The organism is Gordonia polyisoprenivorans, from assembly GCF_017654315.1.
GTDB lineage: Bacteria > Actinomycetota > Actinomycetes > Mycobacteriales > Mycobacteriaceae > Gordonia > Gordonia polyisoprenivorans_A.
Genome location: NZ_CP072203.1, coordinates 4712006 through 4724249, shown reverse-complemented (window position 1 = coordinate 4724249; position 12244 = coordinate 4712006). Strand labels below are relative to the sequence as shown.

Genomic DNA, 12244 nt, shown 5'->3' with positions numbered 1-12244 from the left:
CGGGCGGCTCACAGCGCCGCACGCACGTCGGCGGACTCGACCGGATGCGAGAACATCGGGTAGTCGAAGGAGATCGCGTTGTCGTGTTCGGCGACCGAGGTCGCCGCGGTGCAGTCGGTGAGCGTGATCACCCGGTATCCGTTCTCGTACGCCGAGCGCATCGTCGATTCCACACAACAGTTGGTGAGGAATCCGGCGAGGATCACCGTCTCGATTCCCTTGCTGCGCAAGATGAAATCGATGTTGGTCGAGGCGAAGGTGTCGAGTCCGCGCTTGCCCTCGATGAGAATGTCACCGTCGGCGGGCGCCAACTCGTCGACGATCTGCGCACCCCACGTGCCCTTCACGAAGGCATTGCCGTCGACGACGCCCTTGAGGATCCCGTACGGGTGTCGGGTGAGCTCGCCGTAGCCGGGAGCAAAGGTGATCGGGGCGTGCATGATCGTCACCCCGGCCTCACGCGCAGTCTGCACCAGCGAGGTGGTGTTGGTGAGCATGCCGGTCTTGTCCATCACCTCGGCGACCGCGTCGTGCAGCACACCGCCGTCGGAGGTGAACTCGTTCTGGTACTCGATGAGGACGAGAGCGGTGGTGGCGGGATCGAGGGTGAGCGTGTCGGCCATGGGGATTCCTCACTCGCGGCGGTAGGGGTGCAGGCGGACCTCACCGAGTGAGCTACGCCACACTTGATTCAAGTCCTCGGCGGCGTCCTCGGCAACCCGAGCGACACGACCCCGACGATGAGACGATGCAGTCGTGACCGATTCGGTAGGGCAACGACTGGCCGAGCTGGCGCGCCGCGCCGGTGTGGCGACCAGCTATGTGGGATGGGACTCCGCCGAACACGAGGTGAGTGCGGCAACCCTGCGCGCGGTGCTGGGGGCGATGGGTATCGCCGCCGACACCGACGCGGAGATCGACGCCGCCCTCGCCGACGCCGAGATCGCCGACTGGCGCGCGTTGGTGCCGCCGGTCACCGTGGTCACCGAGGGCGACGCCGCGGTGTTCTGGGTCCATGTGCCCCACGGCAATCCCGTGGAGGTCGAGGTCACCACCGAAGCCGGAGACCTGGTGCGCCCGGTGCAACTCGACGTGTGGTGGGAACCGCGCCCCGTCGACGGCGTGCTCACCGGACGGGCGAGTTTCGCAGTCCCGGAAGGACTCTCGCCGGGATATCACACGATCTCGGTCGCCGACGAGATCAGCGGGAGCACGGCGACGGCGCCGTTGATCGTGACGCCGCGGCGGCTGAGTACCGCCGACGCCCTGCGCGGTGAGCAGCGGTGGGGGACGGCGCTGCAGCTGTATTCGGTGCGCTCCGCGCGGTCGTGGGGAGTCGGCGACTTCGCCGACCTCGCCGAGATCGCGGCCGAGACGGCCAGCACCTACGGCGCCGACTTCGTCCAGGTGAACCCGCTGCACGCCGCGCAGCCGGTGCCGCCGATCGAGAACTCGCCGTATCTGCCGGCGACCCGCCGATTCGTCAATCCCCTCTACATCGCGATCACCGACATCGCGGAATACGTCGACCTGCCCAAGGCCGACCGCAAATGTGTCGACAAACTCGCGAAGAGTTTTGTCGCCGACGACGTCTCGACGAAGAAGATCAAGCGCAACAAGGCCTTCCGCGCAAAGCTGACCGCGCTGGAGCTGCTTCACGCGGTCCCGCTGCGAGCGGCGCGGGCCGCTGCATATCGGCAGTTCCGTCGTCGTGAGGGCACCGGCCTGCGTGATTTCGCCACCTGGTGCGCGCTGGTCGAGGAATACGGGCGGGACAGCCCGGCGTGGGCCGACAAACTCGGTGATCCGGCCTTTGTCGAGACCGAGCGCCGCCGGCTGGCCGGACGCATCGAGTTCCATACATGGCTGCAATGGATCTGCGACGAACAACTGGCCCGGGCCCAGCACGCCGCGCTGGCGGCGGGAATGCGCATCGGCATCATCGCCGACCTCGCCGTCGGAGTGGGTCGCGACAGCGCCGACGTGTGGTCGTTCGGCGAGGTCCTCGCCACCGGTGCGACGGTCGGAGCACCGCCGGACGGCTTCAATCAGCAAGGCCAGAACTGGAATCAGCCACCGTGGCATCCGCGGCGACTCGCCGAGTCGGGATACGCGGCCTATCGCGACATGCTGCGCACCGTGCTGCGCCACGCCGGTGGTCTGCGCGTCGACCACATCCTCGGGCTGTTCCGGCTGTGGTGGATTCCCGAGGGACGATCCGCGGCCGAGGGCACCTACGTGCGCTACGACCACGACGCGCTGATCGGGATCCTCGCGCTGGAGGCACAACGTGCCGGTGCCGTGGTCATCGGTGAAGATCTCGGCGTGTTCGAGAAGACGGTGCAGGACACGCTGGCCGCGCGCGGCATCCTCGGCTGCTCGATCCTGTGGTTCGAACACGGCGAGTACGCGCCGATCCCGCCCGAGGAGTATCGGGAGCTGTGTCTGACCTCGGTCACCACCCACGATCTGCCACCGACGGTCGGCTACCTCGCCGGTGACCACATCACATTGCGGGCCGAACTCGGATTGCTCACCGAGAGCGAGGACGACGATCGTGCCCGCGAGGAGCACGACCGCGATGCGATCCTCGCGCTGGCGATCGAGCGTGGCCTGTGGTCACCGGACATCCCGCTGACCGATCCGCGGACGATCAACGCCCTCTACCAACTGATCGCGGCGAGCCCGTCGCTGCTGCTGGGGGTGGCGCTGGTGGACGCGGTCGGCGAGCGGCGCATCCAGAACCAGCCCGGCACCGACGGCGATCAGTACCCGAACTGGTGTATCCCCCTCGCCGACGACGAGCTGCGTCCGGTGCTCGTCGAGGACCTGCCGTCGAACGCGCGGTTCGCCTCGCTGGTGGCCGCGCTCGAGGACGCGGGCGTCGGGGGTGGGTCTCGCGAGGACGACGACTTCCTCGGGTGATGGCTTGTCTGGCGAGGACTTCCTCGGGTGAGGACTTCCCTGGATGAAATATGTCCTGGAGGTGAGACCTAGGACGTCGCCGAGTCCCGCCCGGCCGATCGGCCCCGGCGCAACGCGATGGCGATGAGGACCATCGCGACCGCACACAGCACCCCGACCCCGATGTCGAAGGCGATCCCGGCGGTCACCAGACCCCAGTGGGCCGCGGCGATGCCCTGCCCGATGATCGGGACCGACAGCGCGATGTAGGCGACGACGAAATAGGTGGACGTCACCTCCGCGCGCCGGTCCGGTGGGCTCGCCGCGACGACCGCCGCCATGCCTTTGCTGAACGAGATGCCTTGCCCGGCACCGGCGATCACCGCACCGACGATCATCAGGGTCAGCGAGGCCGCGGCCAGTGACCAGGCCAGGACGGCCACCCCGACGACGAGCGTCGCGCACCCGGCGATCAGCGCCGTGCCGGTGGGTGCGTGGCGCCCGAGGATCTGGATGGTCGCCGACGACGCGAGTAGGACCGCGACGAGCGCCCCGGCCGCGGCATGGTTGTCGATGCCGATCACCTTGGCGAGAAACGACGGCGCCACCGCGGTGAAGGTGCCCAGGACAGCGAACCCGGCGAAGGCCGCGATCGCCGGCCCGGTGAACACCTCGCGCACCTGCGGTGGCACCGACAGCCGTTGCACGCCCAGCCGGGCCCCCGGCCGCAGCCGTGCAGGTTCGGCGACGAACCAGATCGCCACCCCGACCACGGCGAGTGCCGCCAGGTCGACCAGGAAGACGGTGTGCAGGGGCGCGGGGACGTACTGCGCGAGAATGCCCGCCACCAGTGGGCCGAGTCCCAGCCCGCCCATGTTCGCGGCGGTGGCGATCGCCGGAGCGCGCGACTGCCAGGATCGCGGGGCCAGTTCGATCACCGCTGCCGTGGCGGTGCCGGTGTAGATACCCGCCGACAGCCCCGAGATGACGCGCCCGGCCAGGAGCTCGGCGAGCCCGCCCGCGGTGACGAAGACGACGGCACTGATCGCGGAGATGACGACGCCCGCCAGCAACAGCGGCCGTCGGCCGATGACGTCGGACCAGCGGCCGAACACGATGAGCGCCGCAATCACCCCGGCGGCGTAGACGGCGAAGATCACCGTCGTGGTCGTGACGCCGAAGCCCAATTCGGCGCCATAGATCGCATAGAGCGGCGTCGGCAGCGTGGTGCCCATCATCACCACCGCGAACGCGGCGACGGCGGCCGCGAACGCCGACCCCGCACCGAGTGTGCGGCGCGTCGAGGGACGCGGATCTCCTCCGCCGGGACCGGGAGTCGGTGTGTGGGAAGCCATGACGCCCCACAGCGTATCCCCGATGGCGGGCGCCCACCGGCGTGATGCGCGGTGGCGGTCTGCCCGGAGTATCCACTCGGCGAACCGTGGGTGCACTACCGTCGTGGCATGGCGCCTGTCGATCCCAGAATCCTCGTCACCACGTCCCGGATGCCCTTCGCCGTCGACGAGATCCACAAGCTGGGGGAGACGGGCCGGTTCGTCGTCGCGACCGACACCTTCCGATCGGCGCCCGGCAACCATTCGCGAGGTGCGAGCAAGCACATGGTGGTGCCCGCCCCCACCCAGGAAACCCAGGCCTACGTCGATGCCATCGCGGGGATTCTCGACTCCGAGCGGATCAACTGGCTGCTGCCGATGTTCGAGGACGTCTTCTATCTCGCCAAGCATCGAGATCAGCTCGCCGACGGCCGCGACGTCGAGTTGTTCTTCCCCGACTTCGACACCCTGCGTATGGTGCACGACAAGGTCGGCTTCACCGAGCTGTGCGCGCGGCTGGGCCTACCGGTCGCCGAGACGATCACCGCGACGAGCCCGGCGGAACTGCGTGCGGCAACCGGCCGCTGGGATCACTGGTTCGCGCGGGCGGCCTTCGGGCGCGGCGGTCTCGACATCGCCACCAACACCGGACCGCTCGCCGGCGAGACCGACCTCGGCGACATCACGCCCACCCCCGAGGACCCCTGGCTGGTCCAGGAATTCCTGGCCGGGGTCGACCGCTGCAGCTGGAGTGTGGTCCACCACGGCGAGGTCGTCCTGCACTCCTGCTATGAACACCCGCTCGCGATCGACAACCGCGGGGGCGTGGTCTTCCGGTCGGTGGATTCGCCGCAGTCTCTGGAGACCGCGCAACGCATTGCGCGCGAACTGAATTGGCACGGACAACTGAGCTTCGACTACCTGATGACCGACGACGGGGTGCACCACATGGTCGAGTGCAACCCGCGCCCGACCGCCGGGTGCACCCTGGCCACCGCCGAGGAGTTCGACACCGCGCTGTTCGATTCCGGTGAGCTCGTCGTCGTGCCCGAGGGCCGCAAGAAGATGATCCGGGCCGCAGTCATCCGCGACGCCCTGATGCACCCGACTCGTGCCCGTGCGGACCTGCGCGCCTCACGCGGCGCGAAGGGTGTGTACGAGCAGCGCAAAGATCATCTGCCACTGCTGTATTCGGCATTGTCGCTGCAGCATGTGCTGGCGTATCGCAAACAGCTCGGCATCAATCGGGTCAAGGGCGAGACCCTGGTGGCCACCCAGTTCTTCGACGTGCTCTACGACGGGTCGCCGATCCCCTGAGCCTTCCCATGGTGATGTGGGTTACTGTGAAACCTGGTAACAGGTAATGGTCGCGGTGGCCTCCACGGACGCGTGACCTCTCGAAGGGGGACACATGCGAGAGCATCACGAGGTGATCATCGTGGGCGCCGGATTCGGTGGGCTCGGGGCGGCCATCGAATTCCGACGTCTCGGCATCGACGACCTCGCAATCCTCGAACGCGAGGACGACCTCGGTGGCACCTGGCATGTGAACCACTACCCGGGCCTGGCCGTCGACATCGCCTCGGTGACCTACTCGTACTCGTTCGCGCCGAACCCCTACTGGTCGCGATTGTTCGCGCCGGGACCCGAACTCAAACGCTATGCGACGCACGTCGCCGACACCTACGATCTCACACGGCACATGGAGTTCGGCGTCAGCGTCGAGTCCGCCGAATGGGATGAGCAGCAACAGTTCTGGGTGGTGCACACCGATGACGGCACGGCACGCACGTGCCGCTATCTGGTGACCGCCACCGGCTTCCTCTCCCAACCCCACATCCCCGACTTCCCGGGGATCGACTCCTTCGAGGGCACGGTCCTGCACACCGCCGACTGGGACGACTCCGCCGACCTCACCGACAAGCGCATCGCGGTGATCGGAACCGGTGCGACCGCGGTGCAATTGATCCCCGAGGCGGCGCGGGTCGCACGCCACCTGACGGTCTTCCAGCGCACTCCCATCTGGGTGGTGCCCAAGCTCGACATGGCGATCGCGAAGCCGGTGCAGCAGTTGTTCGCCCGGGTGCCCCCGGTGCAACGCGCGGCGCGCCTGGTGAACACGGCAGCGCTGGAACTGCTCATGGTGGTCGGTGTGCTGCACTTCCGCCAGGCCAGACTGGGCAACAAGGGTGCCGCGCTGCTGGCGCGGGCGCACTTGCGGGCGCAGGTCCCCGACGCGGCGTTGCGTCGGGCGCTGACCCCCGACTACGACTTCGGATGCAAACGACCGACGTTCTCCAACAGCTACTTCCGGTCCTTCGTTCGCGACAATGTCACCCTGGAGACGAATGGGATCGGCCACCTGGAACCCGACGCCATCGTCGCGGGCGATGGTCGGCGCACCGAGATCGACACCCTCGTCCTCGCCACCGGATTCGATCTGTGGGACAGCAACTTTCCCGCCTTCCCGGTCCTCGGGCGCGACGGCGTGGAGCTCGGGCTCTGGTGGCGGACCCGCCGGTTCCAGGCGTACCAGGGGCTGACCATGCCGAAATTCCCGAATCTGTTGTCGCTCAACAGTCCCTACTCCTACAGCGGGTTGTCGTACTTCACCACCATCGAAGGCCAGATGATCCACATCGGGCGGCTCTTCGGTGAGCTGAAACGACGCGGGGCGACGACCTTCGAGGTCACCGAGCAGGCGAATGCGCAGTTCCTCGACGAGGTCACCGCCAAGCTCGATTCGTCGGTCTTCTACCGCGGCGACTGCGCGAGTTCGCGGAGCTACTACTTCAACCACCAGGGCGAGGCGGCACTGCTGCGCCCCACGTCGACGCTGACCACCCTGCGGGAGATGGGCAGATTCCCGCTCGACGCCTACGAGTACCGGATGGCGCCTACTGTGTGAGCATGCGTGCATGGGCCGTCACCACACCTGCGCCGATCGACCCGGAGTCCGATCGCGACAGTTCGGATCGCCCCGGGCCGCTGCAGCCGGTCGACAAGCCGATCCCCGAACCCGGTGCCGGTGAGCTGCTCGTGCGGATGCGTGCGTGCGGGGTGTGTCGCACCGACCTGCACGTCTGCGAAGGTGATCTGCCGGTCCACCGGGTCGGGGTGACCCCGGGCCACGAGGTGGTCGGCGAGGTCGTCGGACTCGGCGCAGGCACAGGGATACGCGGTCGGCGACCGCGTGGGCGTCGCCTGGCTCCACCACACCGACGGAACCTGCGGCTACTGTGTGCGCGGGGCCGAGAACCTCTGCCCGAATTCGACCTACACCGGCTGGGATGTCGACGGTGGCTACGCCGAATTCACCACCGTACCCGCCGATTTCGCCTATCACCTACCCGGCGGCGTCGATGATGTGACCCTTGCCCCGCTGCTGTGCGCCGGCATCATCGGCTATCGCGCGCTGATGCGGGCGTCCCTGCCGCCCGGAGGTCGGTTGGGGCTCTACGGATTCGGCGGCAGCGCGCATCTCGCCGCGCAGATCGCCATCGCGCAGGGTGCGCGGGTGCATGTGATGACGCGGGGGGAGCAGGCGCGCGAGCTGGCACTGTCGTTGGGTGCGGTCTCGGCGGTCGATGCCTACGACGCCCCGCCCGAGCCGCTCGATGCCGCGATCACCTTCGCCCCGGTGGGTGAGCTCGTGCCGGTGGCGATGCGGGCCCTCGACCGCGGCGGGGTGCTCTCCATCGCCGGCATCCACCTCAGCGACATCCCTTCTCTCAACTACGAGCGAGAGCTGTTCTACGAGAAGGAGATCCGCTCGGTGACGGCCAACACCCGGGGTGACGGTCGCGAATTCCTGCGGCTGGTCGAGGAATACGGGATCACCGCCACCACCCACACCTACCCGCTGTCGCGGGCCGACGCGGCCCTCGCCGACCTGAAGGCCGGACGGTTCGACGGCGCGGCGGTACTGGTCCCCGACAACTGACCCATCGGCCGCGGCCTCACACCGGGTTCAGGAGCTCCGGAGAATTGTTGGCCACCCGATTCACCAGCGGTGACACCTCACGAATCACGATCGCGGCCGCGACGTCGGCACTCGGCGGTGCGAAGAGCGTATCCGGCGCACGGTGGTCGGGATCGAGCCACGCGTCCCAATTGTCGTAGGGCATGATCAGCGGCATCCGATCGTGCACCTCGCGCAGATCGCCGACGGCGTCGGTCGTCAGGATCGAACAGCTCAACAGCGGCGGCGCCGCGTCATCGGTACGGTCGTGCCACACCGACCAGAGGCCGGCCATGAACAACCGGGTCCCGTCGACCGGTGACATGAAGAACGGCACCTTGGTCGGCTTGCCCTTGGAGTCGGGCGGGCCCTTCTTCCACTCGTACCAACCGTCCATCGGGACCAGGCAACGTCGCGACTTCACCGACGCTCGGAACGAACTCTTCTCCCCGGCCGTTTCGGCGCGGGCATTGAACAGCAGCGGTCCCTTGCCGACCTCCTTGGCCCACGCCGGGACGAGCCCCCAGCGCATGGCGCGCACACGCAGTCGCGGGTCGTCGTCGGGATCATCATGGTCGTGGCGTTTGACGACGGTCATCACCGTCGTGGTCGGCGCGACGTTGTAGTTGGGCCCCGGTGAACCCGGTGTGCCCGCCGCGGCGTCCAGCGGGACCGGCACCTCGTTCACCGCGTCGATCTCGGCAGCGAGTTTCGCCGGGTCCGTGGTCACCGCATATCGTCCGCACATGACGTCATGTCTACCGCAGTGCGCCGGGGCCCGGGCGACAGTGACCGTCAGCCCGCGGCGGCGCAGATGTCGGCGGTCACCGCCGAGGTGATCGCGATCAGATCCGCGGGGGCCACCTCCACCTCGAGCCCCCGGCGTCCGGCGCTGCACCACACGTGCGGCCACCGCAGAACCGACTCGTCGACGACGGTCGGCAGCGTGATGCGCTGGCCGATGGGGGAGACCCCGCCGAGAACGTAGCCGGTGCTCCGGGTGACCGCCTTGGCGTCGGCCATCACCGCGCGCCCGGCGTCCAGCGCGGCGGCCGCTGCCTTCAGCGACAACGAGCGCGGCACCGGCACGACGGCCACCGCGAGACCCGAACGGGTGCCGGACAACTCGATGACCAACGTCTTGAGGATCTGCTCGGCAGCCACCCCGAAGGCCGCGCCGAGCACGTCGACGGCCTCGGCGCCGTATGCGGTGGTTCGCGGGTCGTGGCGGTAGCGGTGCACGCGATGGGGTATCGACTGCGCGGTGAGCGCGGCGACGGCAGGGGTGGCGGCCACATCGATGTCCTCTCGCTGCATGAGTACGGTGGCGTCCACGATGTCGTGGACGCCACCGTCACGGCAAATCGCACCGAGCCGACGTCGCTCGCCGGGGGACGCTCAGGACCTGGCGGCGCTCGCGCTCAGGGCTTCGTGGCGCTCGCGCTCAGGATTTGGTGGCGCTCGCGCCCTGGGCTTTCTCGAGCTGTTCGAGGAGTGCGAAGGACAGGAAGGTCATCGGTCCGTCGTCGGCGAAGTCCGAAGCCACGTTGCCCGCGATCCCGCCCTCGAGGGACAGTTTGCTCAGCAGGTCGAGCTTGAGTTGTCCGCTGCCCTCGGAGAAGTCGAGATCGGCGAGGTCGACCCACACCACGTTGGGTCGGGTGGTGGACTCGTACACGTACCGCTTGTTGGTCAGGTCGAGCACGACCTGCCAGATCGTCTGCGACGCATCCGGCTTGCCGGGGTCGGGGATCCGGAACGGCTGGGCGGCATTGCGTATCACGCTGAACATGCTCGCGATCGATTCGAGCTGGGTACTCGGCTGCGGCAGTCGCTTCGCGTAGTAGGCCGCGCGGGCGAAGCGGTGCTCGGCCTCGGTGTCACCGGGCAGCGGCTGATCGCCACCGAGCCCCTCCCAGCGCGTGAGCAGCGTCAGCTGTTGGTCGTAGGTCGGGGAATTGGTCATCACGTGGTAATCGGCGCTGTGATAGACCTGCGCGCGACCGTCGATGTACTCGATGATCGCCGAGTCGCCGGTGGCGTCGTCCAACGCGAGGTGGATGGTGGGCGGATTGCCACCGGTCGGATCGGGCATCTGGATGACCTGCACCGACGTCTCGTCGATCCAGGCGACCGCCTCGGCGACGGTGGCGAAATTGTCGAGGAAGTACTGCAGCCAGATCGCCTGACTCAACGCCGGGCGGGACTCGTCGAGTTGTCCGTAGGTCGACTCGGCCAGCCACAGGACGTGTCCGCCGAGGCCCGCCTCGTTGAGTCCGTCGACGGAGATGATGTCGAACGCGGTGGCGATGACGCTGCCGTATTTCGAGGTCCAGGTGAGTTCTCCCTTGACCCCGTCGTCGCGCTGCACTCCCCGGGGTTGCTTCCACAGGTTCGTCATGAGGTCTTTGTGGAAATCCATGTTACGACCGACGACAACCGAGCCGTTGGCATCCGGCCAGATCACGCGAGTGCACATTGTTGGGTCCGCTTTCTCGAGGGCGTGCGCCTGGTGCACGCGTGGTGGTCCTGCTGCAGGGGTGAATTCTTTTCGGGCGACCGTGAAAAGTGCGCGACCCCGGACTCCGATTATCCCGGTACCGATAGGTCGCCACGTCGTGTCCGGCTCGATTCTTTGGGTTATGCCGAGAACTGTCGCAGATTCGTCGGCATCATGTCCCAAATCGGGCCATGTCGCACCTCGAATGTGGTGCCCGCGGCGCTCGTGGGCCGACTCCGATCACCCCGGTGACGCCGAATCATGCTGACTGATAGCCGATCTTGTCGTCGTCACCCTAGCGGAGGTCGAGACATCGGATTCGGGACAGATGGGCAACAAATCTGTGTCACAATTCGTGCACCGCCGACACCGATGATCGGCGCGGGCCGAGGCGGCATTCACCAAGATTTCTCCACAATGCGGCGATACCGATGATAAAGTGCTCGCCCCGAGCCCGGCAGAGCCGCATCTCGCGAGGTCGCGAGCGCGGTACCGGGAGCCGCGTTGGTCCGAACGGATGAATCGATGGGCTGCTCGCGAGACGATTGTCGCTCGGATGCGAAGTGGAAGTTTGTTGGCGAATCGGCGAACGCTGAGATTAGATGACGTCGTTGGTTTCACGGCCGCGTGCAGAGAATTCGTGCGAAGTGTCGAGATGGTGGATTCTTCGGTCAGCGAACAAAAGCGGGCCGCCACGGACAACAACGTGCGTGTGGGCACGGGAGAAAGGTAGCCGTGACAGAGGCGAGAGCCGACTTCGGACCGGACGACAACGATGCCGACGGAGCACCGACCGAACAGATCCCCGTCGCCGGGACCGGCACACGGACAGACCCGTCCGACGCCGGTGAAGCGCTGCTGATCGCCGAGGACATCGGGGTCCGGGCATCATGGGGCCACATCTACGGACCCACCACCCTGACCGTTCGGCGGGGCGGCGTCACCGTGCTGGTCGGTTCGGGCGGTCGAGGCCGCACGGCGCTGATGCTGACGCTGGCCGGCCGGATGAAGCCGTCCTCCGGTCATCTCACGGCCTTCGGACGCACCAACAAGGCCCAGCACCTGTTCGCCCGGGCGGCGATCGCCGATATCGACGAGGTCGACGACATCGAGCAGACGATCCGGGTCCGCGACGTCCTCACCGAGACCATCCGGTGGCATGCGCCCTGGTACAAGTGGGTGCCGCAAGCCGACGCCGACGATCTCGAGAGGATCTGTCGGCCGGTCTTCGGCCCGTACGCGCTACCGACGATGGACGCCTACGTCGAGGAACTGCCCGAGTTGACCGCGGCGCTGTTCCGCATCGCGGTGGCCAACGTCGCCAGGCCGGAGTTGCTGGTGGTGGGGGGAGTCGACCGACTCAATCGGGTCAACAGTTCCCACATGCTGCTGCAGCGGCTGATCGACCTGGGCCGGCACCAGACCGTCGTCACCGCCGACGTCAACGGCGGCTTCTCGGATCTGGGATTCCGCGATGTCATCGAGGTGCACAACCTCACCGACCACGAATTCGTCAAGCTCGACCAAGAAGATCGGATCTAGAGG

9 protein-coding genes and 1 pseudogene are annotated in these 12244 nt (G+C 67.5%); 5 read left to right on the top strand and 5 right to left on the bottom strand.

Annotation, left to right across the window (positions count from 1 at the left end; genetic code table 11):
* Positions 1–8: 8 nt before the first annotated feature.
* On the bottom strand, positions 9–623 hold the full coding sequence (locus tag J6U32_RS21405) for an isochorismatase family cysteine hydrolase (protein ID WP_208792042.1): 615 nt from the start codon (positions 621–623) through the stop codon (positions 9–11).
* A 133-nt stretch (positions 624–756) separates the two neighbouring features.
* Between J6U32_RS21405 and malQ the strand changes: the two genes are divergently transcribed.
* Positions 757–2925 carry a 4-alpha-glucanotransferase gene (malQ, locus tag J6U32_RS21400; RefSeq protein WP_208792041.1) on the top strand — a complete coding sequence of 723 codons (2169 nt, stop codon included), beginning with the start codon at positions 757–759 and terminating at the stop codon, positions 2923–2925.
* Positions 2926–2993: 68 nt separating this feature from the next.
* On the opposite strand, the gene J6U32_RS21395 is transcribed toward malQ, so the two are convergent.
* Positions 2994–4259, bottom strand: coding sequence for an MFS transporter (locus J6U32_RS21395; protein ID WP_208792040.1), 1266 nt, complete (start codon positions 4257–4259; stop codon positions 2994–2996).
* A 108-nt stretch (positions 4260–4367) separates the two neighbouring features.
* Between J6U32_RS21395 and J6U32_RS21390 the strand changes: the two genes are divergently transcribed.
* The 3 genes and pseudogenes from J6U32_RS21390 (at position 4368) to J6U32_RS21380 (ending at position 8181) form a co-directional block, all read left to right on the top strand.
* The gene (locus J6U32_RS21390; RefSeq protein WP_208792039.1) at positions 4368–5555 is read left to right on the top strand and encodes an ATP-grasp domain-containing protein; all 1188 of its coding nucleotides are present in this window, start codon (positions 4368–4370) and stop codon (positions 5553–5555) included.
* Between the two features lie 94 nt (positions 5556–5649).
* Positions 5650–7146, top strand: a complete 1497-nt coding sequence (locus J6U32_RS21385; RefSeq protein WP_208792038.1) for a flavin-containing monooxygenase — start codon at positions 5650–5652, stop codon at positions 7144–7146.
* A gap of 2 nt (positions 7147–7148) precedes the next feature.
* Positions 7149–8181 (top strand): annotated as a pseudogene (locus J6U32_RS21380) (zinc-binding alcohol dehydrogenase family protein).
* A 16-nt stretch (positions 8182–8197) separates the two neighbouring features.
* On the opposite strand, the gene J6U32_RS21375 reads toward J6U32_RS21380, so the two are convergent.
* The 3 genes from J6U32_RS21375 to J6U32_RS21365 all read right to left on the bottom strand — a co-directional run bounded on the left by J6U32_RS21375 (position 8198) and on the right by J6U32_RS21365 (position 10678).
* Complete coding sequence (locus tag J6U32_RS21375; protein WP_208792037.1) at positions 8198–8947, bottom strand: SOS response-associated peptidase; 750 nt, start codon at positions 8945–8947, stop codon at positions 8198–8200.
* A 47-nt stretch (positions 8948–8994) separates the two neighbouring features.
* A complete protein-coding gene (locus J6U32_RS21370) occupies positions 8995–9495 on the bottom strand; it encodes an aminoacyl-tRNA deacylase (protein ID WP_208796264.1) in 501 nt (166 codons plus the stop codon).
* A 148-nt stretch (positions 9496–9643) separates the two neighbouring features.
* Entirely contained in the window at positions 9644–10678 is a 1035-nt protein-coding gene (locus J6U32_RS21365) for a linear amide C-N hydrolase (RefSeq protein WP_208792036.1), read from the bottom strand.
* Between the two features lie 822 nt (positions 10679–11500).
* On the opposite strand from J6U32_RS21365, the gene J6U32_RS21360 reads away from it, so the two are divergent.
* A complete protein-coding gene (locus J6U32_RS21360; protein WP_208796263.1) occupies positions 11501–12241 on the top strand; it encodes an ATP-binding cassette domain-containing protein in 741 nt (246 codons plus the stop codon).
* Positions 12242–12244: the final 3 nt, after the last annotated feature.

What these genes read in the sequence shown, in the direction of transcription:
- J6U32_RS21405 (WP_208792042.1), bottom strand. Translation starts at nt 623, where the DNA reads ATGGCCGACACGCTCACCCTCGATCCCGCCACCACCGCTCTCGTCCTC.
- J6U32_RS21395 (WP_208792040.1), bottom strand. Translation starts at nt 4,259, where the DNA reads ATGGCTTCCCACACACCGACTCCCGGTCCCGGCGGAGGAGATCCGCGT.
- J6U32_RS21390 (WP_208792039.1), top strand. Translation starts at nt 4,368, where the DNA reads ATGGCGCCTGTCGATCCCAGAATCCTCGTCACCACGTCCCGGATGCCC.
- J6U32_RS21385 (WP_208792038.1), top strand. Translation starts at nt 5,650, where the DNA reads ATGCGAGAGCATCACGAGGTGATCATCGTGGGCGCCGGATTCGGTGGG.
- J6U32_RS21375 (WP_208792037.1), bottom strand. Translation starts at nt 8,947, where the DNA reads ATGTGCGGACGATATGCGGTGACCACGGACCCGGCGAAACTCGCTGCC.
- J6U32_RS21365 (WP_208792036.1), bottom strand. Translation starts at nt 10,678, where the DNA reads ATGTGCACTCGCGTGATCTGGCCGGATGCCAACGGCTCGGTTGTCGTC.